Source organism: Mycobacterium sp. 4858 (assembly GCF_900240975.1).
GTDB lineage: Bacteria > Actinomycetota > Actinomycetes > Mycobacteriales > Mycobacteriaceae > Mycobacterium.
This window is the reverse complement of sequence record NZ_LT968776.1, coordinates 2,375,884-2,390,468: the sequence shown is the minus strand read 5'-3', so window position 1 is coordinate 2,390,468 and position 14,585 is coordinate 2,375,884. Positions and strand designations below refer to the sequence as shown.

The 14,585-nt window shown below is 63.9% G+C and carries 13 protein-coding genes and 1 pseudogene; 4 read left to right on the top strand and 10 right to left on the bottom strand.

The window, feature by feature from the left end; all coding sequences use genetic code 11:
• Nucleotides 1–147: 147 nt before the first annotated feature.
• Both C1737_RS19735 and C1737_RS19730 read right to left on the bottom strand, forming a co-directional pair.
• Entirely contained in the window at nucleotides 148–1,338 is a 1,191-nt protein-coding gene (locus C1737_RS19735) for a glycosyltransferase (RefSeq protein WP_102419247.1), read from the bottom strand.
• 72 nt (nucleotides 1,339–1,410) lie between these two features.
• The gene (locus C1737_RS19730; protein ID WP_369804505.1) at nucleotides 1,411–2,427 is read right to left on the bottom strand and encodes a sulfotransferase family protein; all 1,017 of its coding nucleotides are present in this window, start codon (nucleotides 2,425–2,427) and stop codon (nucleotides 1,411–1,413) included.
• A 308-nt stretch (nucleotides 2,428–2,735) separates the two neighbouring features.
• On the opposite strand from C1737_RS19730, the gene C1737_RS19725 reads away from it, so the two are divergent.
• On the top strand, nucleotides 2,736–3,290 hold the full coding sequence (locus tag C1737_RS19725; protein WP_068098101.1) for a TetR family transcriptional regulator: 555 nt from the start codon (nucleotides 2,736–2,738) through the stop codon (nucleotides 3,288–3,290).
• A 132-nt stretch (nucleotides 3,291–3,422) separates the two neighbouring features.
• On the opposite strand, the gene C1737_RS19720 is transcribed toward C1737_RS19725, so the two are convergent.
• From C1737_RS19720 to C1737_RS19695, 6 genes are all read right to left on the bottom strand, one after another.
• Entirely contained in the window at nucleotides 3,423–4,007 is a 585-nt protein-coding gene (locus C1737_RS19720) for a DedA family protein (protein ID WP_068098102.1), read from the bottom strand.
• Nucleotides 4,008–4,161: 154 nt separating this feature from the next.
• Complete coding sequence (locus tag C1737_RS19715; protein WP_102419246.1) at nucleotides 4,162–5,346, bottom strand: PPE family protein; 1,185 nt, start codon at nucleotides 5,344–5,346, stop codon at nucleotides 4,162–4,164.
• Nucleotides 5,347–5,432: 86 nt separating this feature from the next.
• Entirely contained in the window at nucleotides 5,433–6,302 is an 870-nt protein-coding gene (locus tag C1737_RS19710) for a PE domain-containing protein (RefSeq protein ID WP_102419245.1), read from the bottom strand.
• Nucleotides 6,303–7,033: 731 nt separating this feature from the next.
• Nucleotides 7,034–7,888 carry a lysophospholipid acyltransferase family protein gene (locus tag C1737_RS19705; RefSeq protein WP_369807540.1) on the bottom strand — a complete coding sequence of 285 codons (855 nt, stop codon included), beginning with the start codon at nucleotides 7,886–7,888 and terminating at the stop codon, nucleotides 7,034–7,036.
• Nucleotides 7,881–8,693: a class I SAM-dependent methyltransferase gene (locus tag C1737_RS19700; protein WP_102419244.1), complete on the bottom strand. Its 813-nt coding sequence runs from the start codon at nucleotides 8,691–8,693 to the stop codon at nucleotides 7,881–7,883. The genes C1737_RS19705 and C1737_RS19700 overlap by 8 nt, the downstream gene beginning before the upstream one ends.
• A 355-nt stretch (nucleotides 8,694–9,048) precedes the next feature.
• Complete coding sequence (locus C1737_RS19695; protein ID WP_102419243.1) at nucleotides 9,049–9,645, bottom strand: TetR/AcrR family transcriptional regulator; 597 nt, start codon at nucleotides 9,643–9,645, stop codon at nucleotides 9,049–9,051.
• Between the two features lie 129 nt (nucleotides 9,646–9,774).
• On the opposite strand from C1737_RS19695, the gene C1737_RS19690 reads away from it, so the two are divergent.
• Nucleotides 9,775–10,710, top strand: coding sequence for an alpha/beta fold hydrolase (locus tag C1737_RS19690; RefSeq protein WP_068098107.1), 936 nt, complete (start codon nucleotides 9,775–9,777; stop codon nucleotides 10,708–10,710).
• 288 nt (nucleotides 10,711–10,998) lie between these two features.
• Nucleotides 10,999–11,433: a nuclear transport factor 2 family protein gene (locus C1737_RS19685; RefSeq protein WP_142393474.1), complete on the top strand. Its 435-nt coding sequence runs from the start codon at nucleotides 10,999–11,001 to the stop codon at nucleotides 11,431–11,433.
• Nucleotides 11,434–11,991: 558 nt separating this feature from the next.
• On the opposite strand, the pseudogene C1737_RS27260 reads toward C1737_RS19685, so the two are convergent.
• Nucleotides 11,992–12,513, bottom strand: a pseudogene (locus tag C1737_RS27260) (O-methyltransferase); the annotation flags it as partial.
• Between the two features lie 126 nt (nucleotides 12,514–12,639).
• Nucleotides 12,640–14,046 carry a lipase family protein gene (locus tag C1737_RS19675; RefSeq protein WP_082973054.1) on the bottom strand — a complete coding sequence of 469 codons (1,407 nt, stop codon included), beginning with the start codon at nucleotides 14,044–14,046 and terminating at the stop codon, nucleotides 12,640–12,642.
• 76 nt (nucleotides 14,047–14,122) lie between these two features.
• Here C1737_RS19675 and C1737_RS27390 point away from each other — a divergent pair, with 76 nt between their 5' ends.
• Complete coding sequence (locus tag C1737_RS27390) at nucleotides 14,123–14,254, top strand: hypothetical protein (protein ID WP_255413409.1); 132 nt, start codon at nucleotides 14,123–14,125, stop codon at nucleotides 14,252–14,254.
• Nucleotides 14,255–14,585: the final 331 nt, after the last annotated feature.

Below are 14,585 nucleotides of genomic sequence, written 5' to 3'. Positions count from 1 at the left end.
TCGTTCCAACTCGGGGTTCGGTGATGGTGGGCACGGCGTCCTCCGTTCCGGGATATCCCAAGCGCCTAGCGGGTTCCGGCCCCAGCGCTGGCGCCGGCGAACCCGAAAGCCGATTGGCTCATAATACGAACGAACTAGTACGTCTGTCTAGCCGTAGCGTCCCAGGCCCGCGGCGTCTTCCAGAAGATCGGCAGCATTCGCTACGCTCTCGGCGGGTTGGATCATCTGAGCGGCCACCTCACGAGCTGCCGTAGCGTAGTGGGGACTCAAGACGCGCCGCAGATCCGTCACCAGCAATTGCTGGCTGATGTCCGAGAATCGGCGCGCTGTGCCCACTTTGAGTCGCTCCACCACCTCCCCCCAAATCGGCTGGTCGACCCAAAGCCACAGGATCAGTGCGGGAATTCCGGCGCGCAGGCCTGCGGCTGTGGTGCCGGCACCACCATGGTGGACTAGCGCGCGGCACGCCGGGAACACCACCGAGTGGTTGACCGCGGGGACAACCTTCACGTTGTCGAACTGGGGGACGCTGGTGAAATCATTTGTCCCGGAACACACCAGTGCCCGGAGGCCAACTTGAGCGCAGGCGGCGCTGATCAGGGCGACCGTTTGAGCGGCAAACCCGATCCGTACGTTACTGCCGAAACCGAAGTAGATGGGCGGGCTGTCCTCGGCAATCCACGCCAAGACGTCGCCATCCGCAGCCGTCGGCAAGCCCAGCGTCAGCGCCCCGATGAAAGGCCGGGTGACGCCGCACCTCGCCCATTCGTCTGCCAATCCCGGAAAACACATCTGGTCATAGGCCTGGATTTCCAGCGCTCCATGTGCAGCAGACCCAACCGCTTGCGGTAGACCCAGCACACGACGCTGAGCATCCTCCGCCTCCCGGATCGCTTGCCCCACCACGCCGCCGGGCTCGCCCACAGGGCTAGGGAAGAAGTTGAGGGTCGCCCGTGGAACCTCATAACGCTCCGCAACGTTGGCGGCCAGTCCCTGCGCGCTCGCGTCCGTCAGGAGCAGGTCCGCTCCGTCGGTCAGCGACGTCAGCGTCTCACTCAGGTGGGGCCAGAACCGGTTGATCCGGTAGATCACTTCGCATACCACGTTCAACGGATGCGGTGCGCCGCTCAAGAAGTTGCGGACGTGGTCTGCGGTTTGCAGCTCTCGGCTGCTCGGGCCGTATTCGACGGCCGCGAGGCCGGCCGACCTCACGAAGGCAACCAGATTGGGCGGAACGGCGATGTGGACCTCATGGCCCCGCCGCACCAGTTCGCGGCCAACAGCGGTAAAGGGCTCGACATCGCCGCGACTTCCCAGGGTCGCCAACGCAAACTTCATCGGAGGAACCTCATTCGGCCGTAGCCCCTCGCCCGACCGGCGCGAGCCGCCGTGCAACGACACTCGAGCGATTCAGACGGCATTTTTCGAAGTTCCGAGCTCAACCCGAAAGGCTCGTTGCGCAGACCGGTAGCCCAGCCGGTAGGACTCCCCGACGCGCGTCTTCCATGTCAGAAGTGCGCGTGTCCTTCGTGAAATTGCCGGCCGAGAAACAGTGCGGATGAGCGCTCTGCCAAAGCGACCGTCGAAGTCCTGGAACAGCGCGCGGAAGTCCTGCGCGCTGGCCCGGTATGCCTCGAACACCTGATCCAGTGCAGTCTCCGCCACCGGCTCGTCGCGCGCTGCCGAGCCCAGTTCTTCATATACGGACGACATCCAGTCCGTGCCGAAGAGGTCGGTCACCGGACCACAGTGCTGCTGGCGCCGCAGACTGTGGGTGAGGAATTCGTCTATGACGCGCTGGTCCGGTATGTCGAAATCGATTGCAAGCGCGGTGGAAACACGCGCGATTTCCCAGCGCCAGTCACTCAGAAGGTTCGCGTAGTCGACGAATACGCGTGGGACACCACGGGTATTCCGCTCGGCCAGCAGGTTGTATTTGAGCCACAAGGCGCTCGCCAGGTGAGGCGAGACTCGACCGTGCTTCACCAGTGACGCGACGACCTCCTGCGGGTGACGCAGGGCCACCACGACAGCGACGTCGAGTCCGACCGAGCGAGCCGCTTTGAACCAGAGGCCGGATACGATCGTTATTCGCGGTTCCTTGATGATCAGCAGAGGTGCGGCGGGGAGCCCGGCAAGAAAATTCCCGATCTGGGCGGTGTAGGTGGCGCTCTGATCAGGGTCGAACGCCGGTTGATCTTGCAGGCGCAGTGTGGGATCGGCCCATCCACTGCCGAGGCGGTACAGGATTGCTTCGTTGAGATCGATCGCCTCGCGTGGCTCCCAATAACCGGCAGGATTGGACTGGTCGGCGCCCAACAACGCGCCCGGGAGCGTACCGCCACACAGCGCAAGGGTGCGGGCCGTCGCCGATGTTCCAGACCGCTGCGCCCCCAGCACAAATAGCGCGAGTGGACGCTTCACCATCGCCCCCCGTCCGGCTGTTCCGCGCAGTGGCGCCGGGTCCATCGGTGTCCGCGCGCTATCTGGGCTGACCCGACCCGTGACCATCCGACGCGCGCGCACCCACGAGTGATTGCCGTCATGGCGACTGAGTTCCGCCATTGGCTGCTGGTCCTCCAAGGACGTCCTCCGTCTGCACCACTGCTGCTTCCATGCCGTCGGCGCTGGCGACATTAGGCCGCATATCTGACATCGACCTGACCGCCGGATCGAACGGCGACATTCCGACAGAATCTACCAGACGAACTCGTTCGTTTTGGTAGTATGAGACTGTGCGAAATACCACCGAGCTGCGCCAGGAGATCCTCGCTGCGGCTAGAAGCGAGTTCGCGGCATACGGGCTCGCGGGTGCCCGTATCGACCGGATCGCCCGAACCGCGCAGGCCAGTAAGGAACGGCTCTACGCCCATTTCGGTGACAAAGAGACGCTGTTTCGCGAAGTCGTCGTCACCGACGCCGCCGAATTCTTTCGCTCGTTTCAGCTGCGCCCGGAGGCCATTCCCGAGTTCGTCGGTGATGTCTACGACGTGGCATGCAGCCATCCCGAATTCCACCGCATGATCACGTGGTCGCGACTGGAAGGCGTCACACTCGAAGAACCACCCGTCCTCGAAAATGATCTGGCGACGATCGCAGCCGCCCAGGCGGGTGGCCACGTGGATCCCGCATGGCAACCCATGGATCTCATGGTGCTGCTTTTCGGCATCGCCCTCGCGTGGGCCAATTCGCCACTTGCCAACGTGCCAGAAGGCGCCCGCGTCATTGCGCGCCGCCGCGCCGCCGCCGTGGAAGCCGCCGCGCGTTTGATCGCTCCCCGCGCCACCTAGGCCGCCCTCGCATCTGTACGGCCACGCGGTCACCTGAATGCCCTGGGGTGGTTGGCATTCGAACTCCGGCCGGATCGGTTCGCCGATCGCACGAACCCCGAGCCCACCGCACGCCACTCGCGTCGTCGCACCTCACCGCTTCGACGGCGATACGCGCAAGAGGCGCCGCAATAACCCGACGATCAACAGGACGGCGCCGAGCAGCGGACCGATCGTCATCAACACGTCCCTGGCACAGTACATCAGCCACACGTTGACGCTGGACCATAGCGTTGCCGAAACCAGCGCGACGACAACGAAATTGCGGAACGGGAACTGCAGCGCGCCGACCACCGCAGGAACAAGTCCCCGGGCTGGGGGAAACCATCGTTGCATGACCATCGAAGACATACCGCGCCGGCGTACGGCACCCAGAGTCGTGACCAGCCTTGCACGGTGCCTACGTAACGGTCTGTACCTCAAGATATCTGGACCCCATAAGCGGCCGACGAGATAGCTCAAGACGTCACCGAGCGTCGCACCCGCGGTGGAAAGAGCGATCAGAATCCACAGCGAGATTCGACCGGCGGAGACCAACATAGTCGCCACCATGAGCACCGGCTCTGCCGCGATGACTACTGCCACGATCGGCATACCAGACAGCACGACAACAACGGATAAGACGACATACACCAGTGCCGAAGGCAGTTCTGCGAGATGATGGACTACAGCCTCCATCGGCCGATTGTGCGCCTCATGCCGACGGGTTCAGGTGGGCGGGGTCCGCCCATCACATCTCCTTCGCTTGGGCACGACACGCCTTTCCGCTTCACCGGCCCCTGCCCGACGCCGACCGTCAGCGAAATTCGGTTGTCCAGAATGACTGTCGGCATCAAACGATGAGCTGCTTTGGCATGACGACCGGCTTGAACCCGTACCGCGGCGCAGCACCGTAGGCGCCCGCGCCCTTCCCCGCCGCCGCCATCCCCGGCATCCCGGGCATAGCCGCGACGGGCTCCTCCGCACCTACGGTCCATCCCGACCCTTCAAGCGGAGCGGCGGCAGAAGCCAATGTCGTAGCTGGAGCGGCAGCAGACCAGCTACCCGGGACGGACAGACCGCCGACCGCGGATGCCTCACCAAGCGTCGCCGATGCCGCCGCGCCAGACACCGACCCAACCATCGTCCCCGGCGTTACGGCAGCCGCACCGGCAACGGGGGCAACCGAGTCGGTGAGAGCGAAGGGGACCGCCGGCACGGCGCCAAGGGTGTGGCCCAGTGATACCGCCGTCGGGATGGCATTCATGACAAACCAAGCCGCTGTGTTCACCGCACCGTTGACGCCGTTCTCCACAAACCCCGTGCCCAGCAAGTCGTTGAGTGCGCTCAAGATGGTTGTCGAACTTGAGGTCGAACTACTGCTCGCGGAAGTGGTTGCCGACGACAGCGAGCTCGACAGGTTGGACAGCGTGCTGTTCAGGGTTGACGTCGTCGAGTTGCTGGCGACCGCAGCGGAAACCGCGGACCCTTGCGCGCTGACGCCGCTTGCATTGGTGGTCTCGGTGGGCGAAGTCAGCCCGGCGAGCTGTGTCGAGGCGAGCGACGCGGCGGCGTACGTGTACATCGCGGTGGAGTCTTGTGCCCACATCTCCCCGTATTGCGTCTCGGTGGCCGCGATCGCCGCGGTGTTGACGCCCAGGACGTTCGTGGCTACGAGCGTCGCCAGCTGCGCACGGTTGGCGGCAACCTCCGCCGGGGGTACTGTCGCCGCGAAAGCCGCTTCGTAAGCGGCAGCCGATGCAGTCGCCTGAGACGCGGCCTCCTGCAGCTCGGTGGAGGTGGTGCTGAGCCAAGAGATGAAGGGCTCAACCGCTGCGGACATCGCCGCCGATGAAGAACCCAGCCAATCCGATCCCGTGAGCTGTGAAACCACGGATTGATAGGAAGACGCCGTAGAACTCAGCTCCGAGCTGAGATTGCTGAACGTCGTGGCGGCTGCCATCAACGGACCGGCGCCGGCGCCGGCGTACATACGCGCGGAATTGATTTCCGGCGGTAGAGCTCCCCAATCAGGCATTGTTATCCCATCCCTCGATTACATCCGGTTTGACTGACTGCATTGCAACTTCGCTGTTGCACGCGGGCGCCGTTGCCGCTTGCGTGCTAGATGACGGTTTTCTTCGGCATGACAATGGGTTTCACCCCGTAGCGGGGAGCACCGAAACCGGCGCGGGCGCGGGCGCCCAAACCAGGCATGCCCGGCACGAGCGTTCCGAGGCCGGCCTGCGGTTGCGCCGCGGTCCAGCCGGTGGTCTCGACCGCAGCAACACTGCCAGTCTCCGGCGCCGCCGCGCTGATCCAACTCGGTGGCACGGATAGCTTGTTCGCGACCAAGGTGGACTGGCCCAATGCGGCCGCGGGCATCGCCCCCAGGCCCATTCCCGAGGCGGCTGGCGCCGTATCACCCACGAGGCCTGCGGCGGCGGCTGCGTCACCGGCAGCGTCCGCGGCAGAGGTGTCCAGGAGGCCGCCGCCCGCCATGCCGAGCAGATCGGAAGCGGCCGACGCCCAGTTGCCGCCCCCGATGTTGAGGATGTTGGCGAAGCTGCTGGAAAGTCCCGTTGAGCTGTTGTTGCCCAGGAAGTTAGCCAGGTCTTCGATGAGCCCTGCAATCCCGCCGCTACTGCTGCTCGTACTGCTGGTTGCGCTCGCCGTCGCATTGCTGACGCTGGATGCCGCGGTCCCAACCTGGTTGGCCGCCTCGGTCTCACTGTATGAGTTCGAGGAGGATCCGAGCACACTTATCAGCTGTTGCTGAATGGCGTTGGCCTCGGCGCTGATTGACTGATACAACAGCCCGTAGGTCGAGAAGACCCCTGCCGTCAACGCCGAAACCTCATCTGCAGCTGCTGGCGCCAGAGCTGTGGTAGAACCGGCGGCGCCCGAACTCTCAGCCGCAAACGAATTGGCAAGCGCCTCCAGCTGGGCGGCCGCCGCAGCGATCGCCTCCGGTGCCGTCGTCAAGTACGACATCTGTTCTCCTTTTGGTTCTCTCGTGTTTCGATGGCGCAGGCCAACAGGCGAGATCGGCCTCTTTGATTCGCGAAAAGTAGGGCGCGAATCTGACACCGACCTGACGAAATCGCTCAGCAGTGGAGGATGCTTTGGATAAGGAGACGGCGACGATGCCGACGGTTCTGAGGCTGCTCTGTCGACCGGTGCCACATCTCAATTCCGCACCGCGCACGGCGGACGGCGGAGTGTACGCACGATTGGGGCGAGTGGCGCAGAGCGCGAAATCCACTCGGCCGCAGCGGTTTATCCAGCTTGTCCCGTCGATGCAGGCCCAGCGGCACTAACCGCCATTCCCCCGGTAGGCGAAGCAAGGCAGGCCGTGTTCGTCAGTCGTTACGGCGTTTGCCCGATGATCTTCGGTACGCAGCGCAGGGCCCGATCGTGGGCTTGCAGGCAATGCCAAACTTCATACAGACGTCACAAGTCAGGGCCTATGTCATCCCGATTTCACAAATTGAGCTTCGGATTTCACACGGTTCTACCGCAGCCCGGCCCATTCAGAAGGCGTGCGCCAGGGCGCTTCCCGGCCCCGATACGGCTCGGCGACCTCCGTAGCAGCACAACGGATTTCCGCCTATTGTGTGGAGTCGGCCATGGTGGTTCCCGGCGCGATTCCCTTCAGCGTGGGGCGTATCAGGGCCGGCCTCCGTCGAGAGTTGCCGTCGGTGTTGGGCGACGCCGTCGGTTCATTAGGGTGCGGTAGCGCGATGGCGCGCGAAGGGGTTGAGATTTCGAAAGGGATCGGAGGTGCGCAGCCGCTGCAGGTCGGCCAGGATGTCTTCCAGCGCCTGACGGGTTTGCTGCTTGACGATGTCCACCCACTCCTCGTCGGTCACCCCCAGCGGTCTACTCGTGTCGATGGGAGGCCCGAACCGCAAGTACATGCGTTGGGGACGCGGGATCAGGCTGGGACCTACGCCCCGCATCAACGGCATGGCCATTTCGGGGCGGCCACTGAACGTGCGGGCCAGAGCTTCGCTGAACCTCCCGTATGCACTGTCGCGAGTCGTCAAGCTCCGATAAACATCGTCACCGCCGACGAGGCCGGCAGGCACTATCGGATAGCCGTTCTCAACCGATAGGCGCGCAAACCCGGCACGTCCCTCCCAGCGCAGTGTGTATTCTTCACCCTTGAATTTCGGGATCTCGCGGCCACCACCCGGGAACACCAGGATGGTCTGGTCGTTGCGCATCAGTGCGCGCGCTGTCTCTGGGGCGCCGACCACGGCCCCGAATGCGGCCACCAGGTCGCCGGGTAACCCGCGCAGGCGCCCAATGCCCCGTTCTGCCAATGGGCGCACTCGGCTACCGATCGAACGTCGTACGGTATCGCAGATCAAGAAGACCTCCGATCCCGACTGGGTGTGGTTGGCCACCAACAGGAATCGCCCATCGACCGGCAGGTTCTCAAGGCCATCGATGAAGGGCTGCTGTAAGTCGACCAGCGGCCGCATCCGGTCACTCACCGCGTCAAGAACGCGGCGCAATCGGAGCACCCGCCTGCCGGGCTCCATGATCGTGGCCGCGTCGATGCCCTCAGCCACGGACGCTGGCCCGGGGACGAGAGAAGACGACGCTTTGGGATGCCGGTCCGAATCGCCCTGCGGTGGGTAGCATCTCGATGCCCATCTGCGGGTCCGCGGCGCGACCGAGCGCCCGGAGCGCCGACGGGCTGTAGGCCCGCAGGGCGCTGATCAGCCCGTCGTGGAGCCCCGGTTGGATCCACGACCATGGCACGAGCGTCATCATCGTCGGCAGCATCAACACCGGTTGCAGCACCGTTGCCAACGGGTGCTGCCGTTTGAGGTCTATGACCAGAAACCGCCTTGCCACCCGAGTGGCCTCCGCGATGGCGCGGCACGCGACGGCCGGGGGAAGGTGGTGAAAAGCCAACGCGAACACCACCAAGTCGTAGCTGTTGTCGGCAGCCTCGATCGCGGTGGCGTCAATTACCTGGATCCTGGCGCGTGGGTGGCGCCCCAGCTCACCCGCAGCGATGTCGGCCACAGATGCCGGGTTCAGATCACTGACCGTGACAGTGACGGTTGGATGGAGTTCCAGGATCTGCGCGGAGAGCTTCCCGTGGCCCGCACCGAGCTCGAGGATGCGCGGATTGGGGATGTCGGCGACGACATCGAGGGCAGTCCGTGCGAATTCCTCATGCTGTTTGGTCCGCGTGCCCACCCGATCGAGCATCCCGATGACCTTTTGCTTGACCTCGTCGGACACGTCATCACGGTCGAGGTACTCAAGGGCGTCCGTCTCGATCAGCCGGTCCAGCCACGATGCGTCGGGGCCACCCCGGGGCATCGTCGCAACGGACCCGTCTGACACTTTTTCCTTTGCCATATCGTCTTTCCCTTCTCAAACGGAACTTTCTTAAACAGACATTGTTTTGGCGCTCTTGGGCTTTGTAGTGGCCCGCACCCGGCCACGAGTCGGCCTGGCGACTTTGCGAGGCGTCCAGGCCGGGCCCGAGCGGGTTCCAGACCATGATACCAAACGAACTAGTTCGTATTGCACGCACGAGCGCGAGGGGACGTCGCACTCCATCAGGCAGTCACTCAGGCCCGGCTGAAACTATTGGAAGACGGTCGGCCTACGGTCACGACGGTAGTAGGAGCGCGGGGGGAAGCGGCGCGCTGGCGGGTTGTCCCAACTCCGGGTTTCCAACACCCGCCGTGCAACGTCGACGGCCGTCGCCCTAATCGTGATCGCGGGGTTGCGCCAGGCCCGCGATAAACAGGTCGATCATGCCGTGAACGTCGTAGTCGGGATCGGCTTCGACACCGATGCACAGGTTGCCGACGCCGTGTAGGAAGTCCAGCGGACGGACGTCACCGCGCGGAAGACCGCTGGCCGCAGCAGCTTTCAGCAATCGATCGCACACGGGCAACAGGCGTTCAAGGAATTCGGCATGCAAAGTGTCGAAGCCGGCCTGGTCTGAGCGCAACGCCCGGGCCAACCCGTGCTTGGTGACCAGGAAGTCGGCGAACCGGTGAACCCACGACCGCAACGCTGCATACGGGTTCTCGCCGGGTGCTGGGACGATCGCCTCGAGCGAGGACAGCGCATCGAGTTGATGGCGAAAGACCGCCGCGACGAGATCGGCGCGGGTGGGAAAGTGCCGATAGATGGTGCCCACCCCGACACCGGCCTCGGCCGCGATCTCACGCACAGGAGCATCGACCCCGGCGCGCACGAACACCGCTGCGGCGGCATCCAAAAGCGCTTGTTCGTTGCGGCGAGCGTCCGCGCGCTTGGCGGGGCGCGCCCGAGCGGCCGGAGCCCGAGGCGTCACACTTCATCCTCTTTCGATCAAAGTTGAAAAGCGGAGCACTGTTCCGATACGCTAGCGGAGCGGCGTTCCGGTTCCATCGTAGACCGCCGTTCCCCGCCTCACCGAATGACTCAGAAGAGGTTTGACTCCATGAGCGCCACTCTCGCGACCGCCGACAACGACATCGATCGAACGACGCCGGTCATCTCAGTTCGACCGGTGACCCTGGCCGCGCCGGGCCGTGGCCACGACCTGCAGGTACGCGTCTCCGCACCCGCGCGCGGCCGAGGGCTACCGGTCATCGTCTTCTCCCACGGCATGACGCTGACGATGGACGATTACGTCCCTTTGAGCGAATTCTGGGCCTCCAGTGGGTTCATCGTGATCCAGCCAACCCACCTCGATTCGCTAGGCCTCGCCCCAGATGACCCTCGCACCCCTGACATCTGGCGGATTCGGGTCCAGGACCTGACACACATCCTCGACCAACTCGACCGGGTCGAAGCGGCCGTGCCCGGCCTGACCGGGCGCATCGACCGCGGGCTCGTGGTCGCGGCCGGACATTCATGGGGAGCGCAGACCGCCAGCATGCTCGCCGGCGCGCGCGTCGTCGAAGGCGGCCGGGCGCCGGGGCAAAGCATGGCCGACCCGCGGGTGAAGGCCGCGCTGCTGCTCTGCTTGCCCGGAACTGGGGGCACCGATCTGACCCCATTGGCCACCGAGTACTTCCCTTTTATGAACCCCGATTTCACCGATCTGACGACCCCGAGCCTCATGGTTTCCGGCGACCACGACCAGTCCCCCCTCAGCACGCGCGGTCCGGACTGGTTTACCGACGGCTACCGGCTCAGCCCGGGCGCACGCGACCTGCTTGTGCTGGCAGGCGGAGAACATGGCCTCGGCGGCATTCAGGGTTACAACGACACCCGCACCACCGACGAGAGTCCAGAGCGTGTCGCGATCGTCCAGCACGCCACGGTGGCCTGGCTGCGCACCGCGCTCGGTATCGATGACAGTGCATGGCCTTCCCAGCGACAAAGACTCGCCGCCAACCCCGAGCAGCTGGCAAGAGTCGACTCGAAGTAAACGATCCCCTACTTCACCCACGCTCCAAGTGCAGCGAGCATGCGTGCCTGGCACAAGAACGGCGACCACGGGTAGCCACTAGGGCTCGGTACGCTCCGCACACCGATCCCCAGGTCGGTACGGTCGCGGGCGATCAACGCCGACGACGGCCATAGTCTGCAAGTCACGCCGCATATCGCGGAACTTCCGGCAGCGACGCACACAAGTTGAACCTTGCATTCGCGACGAGAGCGTTACTATACTAACTATGCAGTTAACTATACGGAGGCTTGAAGGGCGTGAAATTCTATGCTTACCAGTGACATTCCCCCTTACCTGAAGTCATTTCTAGAAGCTATGCATGCCCGCGATGCAACGGGCGCCGCTCGGCACCTGGCAGAGAATGTGACGCTCAAGAGCCCAATCGTGGTTGAGCCGTTCGTCGGTCGTGATCAGGCGGCAGGCATCTTGACGTACTTACTCGACATCATCGATGAGTTCACCGTTGTCGATTTCCTGTCCAGCAACGAACATTTCGCTGCAGTGTTCAACATCAGAGCCGGCTCGACAAACATCGAGGGGATGGATTACATCCACCTCGACGATGCCGGGAAGGTCGACTCGATGACGATCAGCTGGCGCCCGCTGCCAGCCGTCGTCGCCGTGCAAAATCGCTTGGCGCCCGCCATCGGAGTTCCGCCGCTGGCCCTGGTGCCGGTTTTGGACTCGCCCACGCGGACTTAGCCCTTTGGGCGACAGCGGTCCGATCGGTGGTCGCCACAAGGCGAATCGCCATGGTGTCGAGCCGTCATCGCACCGGCAGTCCCATGGGACCACTGACCACCCGAAATTCCACTGCTCCGGGCCATCGGCGCATACATAGTTACGAGCGCCGCCGCTCGCAAGCCCCCTACTGCGGCCACGCGAGCCTCGAAAGCCGATACAGGTCAGCGCATCCGAATCATTTTCCCGCGAAGCCACGTAGGTGCCTCGATGTTTGAGTCTGTGCTAACAATCACTCTCTTCCTTATGGCAGTCCTGGCGCCGGTACTGGTTCCAGCGGCCATCCACGCTGTCCACTTCATCGGCCATTGGCCACCGAGCTCCAGTCGGTCGCAGCGACTTGTCTTCCGCGGCTCGCTGTATCCCGTCCGCCGGATCCTTCCCACGCGTAACTTGAGGCAAGTTTCAGCCAGGACGATCCAGCGTCCTGACGAGATCGGCGCCCCCGACATGTCGCCCGATGCTCACACAGCTGTCGCCGTGAGCCGGACCGCGCGAATCGATCACCGCCGCAACGCCCTACCCGCGGAAGGCTAGCTCTGGGCCTTTGTCGATGGGCAGCGAAGTACTGCCGTCGCCGTTCTCGGGGTGCGTAAATGTAGTTGAGATAGGCCCGATTCGGGTTCAGGTTGACGTTGTCACCGAGGATGAGCGCGCCGGGCGCCAGCACGGGTTCGAGGATCTTCACCACCTCCAGGCCAGATCCGGCCACCCGTCGAGGAGCGCGAACTGCACTGGGCCTTCCACTGTCTCGAGGGTGTTCCGGGCGTCACCTTCGAGGATGGTGATCAGGTCAGCGACACCAACCTCGGCGAATGTTGCGCGGGCCGCCACCAACTTCTGAGAGCTCATCTCCGTGGTGATGATGTGCCCCGTACCATTGTCACGGACGGCCGCCGCCAGGTGCAGCGTCGAGATTCCATACGACATCCCGTATTCCACGATCGTCGTCGGCTTGACTGCACGAACAAGGCTGTACAGCAGTCGACCCGAGTCGGGGGCCACGGAGACGTAACAGTCTTGGGACGCCTCCAGCCGTTCGTGTGGAATCAGTCTCGCGGTGCCGTACTGCGCCACACCGATGTGTCCGCCGCCGGCGGAGGGGCTCGTCGGGCCGATTCACCACCGGGTAATCGCGACGGGCAAAATGGTCTCACCGCGAGCTCACTACAAATCACCACAGGTCGATGCGGTGGGCACGCCGTTGAATCGGTCGGAGATCCAGGCCATACTCCTCTCGCCATCGACAAACGCGGGCACCAGCGAGTTGATATCGAGTTTGTTCAAGAACGGCGGCTCATCGTTGGTCCAGAACGTGACGTCGGCGCCTTTGGCGCACCAGTCCGCCGCCGTCCGGCGTGCCGACTCGTAGGGCCCGAACGAATCCCACCGATTGTGCTCGAAGTATGCCGGCCCCGTGGGTTTGATGTTGCCGATGCGCTGGGCTGCGAGAAGGCTTTTGAACGGGTCCGCTTTGACCGCTTCGTAGATGTCATTCTTGAACCACCCGTCGAGATGACGAAACATGTAGTCGATCCCGGTCTGGATGAGGCACTGGCGTCCGGTGTTATCCAGCATTTCCAGACCCCGCGGGGTCATGGTCTGACGGAGTGGTTGCTCGATTTGCGGGTAGGAGGAGATGAGGCCCCTCAACACATACCCCGTCGAACCCGCCAAGAAGTTGCCGTCCACTGGCGCTATCAGATCGGCGATGTCAGTGAACGCCGCCGCTGCGTAAGTTCCCACTACGTTGAGCTCATGCCCGTACGATCCCGCCAGCTCGGCTGCTGACAGCGCGGCGTGCCCACCGGCCAGCCAACCCCAAAAAGCTACGGGACCGTGCGGATCTAGCGACGTGCCGGGCAGTTTCATCGCCGCACGCGCCGCATCGATCAGTGCCGTGCCCCCGGCCACCCGGTTGAGGAACTGCGGCGACATCGGACTGTGGATGCCCATGCCGACGCCGTCGGTAACCACGACGGCGAATCCGCGGGCCAATAACGTCGCTATCCAACCCTCTTCGACGTTGAACATCAGATCGAAGCCGGTCTGCAGGGAGGCGTGGATGCCCTGATTGAACAACCGTGATGGCGCACACTGCTCCCCCATTCCGTACGGGATGGTGGCGTAAGCGAGCAATGGGCGCGGGCCCTTGCCTGTCCACGGATTGTCCGGCTCGATGTAGGTGCCCGTCACCGCGATCGGCTTTCCCTGCGCATCGGTGCTGCGGTACATGATCCGTGTCCCGATCCCCACGAACGCTCCCAGCTGGCCGGATGGCTCCAACACCAGCCGCGATGGCTCGGTGCGAATCACATCACCGTTGTCGCCCGGCGGAAGTGGGTCGGGCGGGGTATAGAACTCCAGGTATTGCGTCTCGTCGGCGTGCGCGGATGGAGGCGGCGAGAATACTGCCGCGCTGACTACCAGCGCGGCAGCGGCCGCGCGGGCAAGCACGCACAGGATGTTAGACGGTCGTGACCAGCCGGGTCGGTTGGCTGTCGGGAAGGCGGCGGTGGCGGCAGCCGATGCTTTCGTGCAGTGGGCTTCGGCATCACTGATCGAAGTTGTCATGGTTTTCCTTTTTGTTGGCGTTCAATGGGACGTATCTCGCGAAACGAGCGGCGTGCCGGCCGGATTGGTGGCTCCGATGTATAGGACCCTCGCCGTTGCAAGCGGGGTGGTGGCGCAGATGACGTTCGGCTACCTCGCGCAGTTGCGGGTCCGACCGATGCTGTGCTGGAAAGACTTTGGCGCGCTCAGCGCGCACCTTCCCGCCTAGCACAGATCCATGCGGGTGGACAGCACGTGCTCGCGGGGGTTAGTGTCAAAGGCCTATCCGAATGGGTTGGGAATCGTGCATTCCTCCTCTGGAGATGCTCAGACCTGCTGTCAGCCCTAACCGGAAGAAGTGGTAGGTGGCACACCACCGCTGCGGATCACACGGTGCGCGACGGCGCGCATGCGCCATCCAGAAGCACAGCGCTCGACCCGCGATCCTCGCCGGCACTCCGGAAGCGGCATGCGATGTTGTTGCGGCGTCGGAAGTTTAGTCATCCTCGCGTTGGAGGCATGTTGTTGTACTGCGCTCGACAAGATGCGCCGAGACACCA

Excerpts from the sequence above, each read along its gene's own strand:
- C1737_RS19685 (WP_142393474.1), top strand. The coding sequence starts at position 10,999 with ATGCTTACCAGTGACATTCCCCCTTACCTGAAGTCATTTCTAGAAGCT.
- C1737_RS27390 (WP_255413409.1), top strand. The coding sequence starts at position 14,123 with ATGTATAGGACCCTCGCCGTTGCAAGCGGGGTGGTGGCGCAGATGACG.
- C1737_RS19700 (WP_102419244.1), bottom strand. The coding sequence starts at position 8,693 with ATGGCAAAGGAAAAAGTGTCAGACGGGTCCGTTGCGACGATGCCCCGG.
- C1737_RS19715 (WP_102419246.1), bottom strand. The coding sequence starts at position 5,346 with ATGCCTGATTGGGGAGCTCTACCGCCGGAAATCAATTCCGCGCGTATG.
- C1737_RS19735 (WP_102419247.1), bottom strand. The coding sequence starts at position 1,338 with ATGAAGTTTGCGTTGGCGACCCTGGGAAGTCGCGGCGATGTCGAGCCC.
- C1737_RS19690 (WP_068098107.1), top strand. The coding sequence starts at position 9,775 with ATGAGCGCCACTCTCGCGACCGCCGACAACGACATCGATCGAACGACG.
- C1737_RS19675 (WP_082973054.1), bottom strand. The coding sequence starts at position 14,046 with ATGACAACTTCGATCAGTGATGCCGAAGCCCACTGCACGAAAGCATCG.
- C1737_RS19720 (WP_068098102.1), bottom strand. The coding sequence starts at position 4,007 with ATGGAGGCTGTAGTCCATCATCTCGCAGAACTGCCTTCGGCACTGGTG.
- C1737_RS19710 (WP_102419245.1), bottom strand. The coding sequence starts at position 6,302 with ATGTCGTACTTGACGACGGCACCGGAGGCGATCGCTGCGGCGGCCGCC.
- C1737_RS19730 (WP_369804505.1), bottom strand. The coding sequence starts at position 2,427 with ATGGTGAAGCGTCCACTCGCGCTATTTGTGCTGGGGGCGCAGCGGTCT.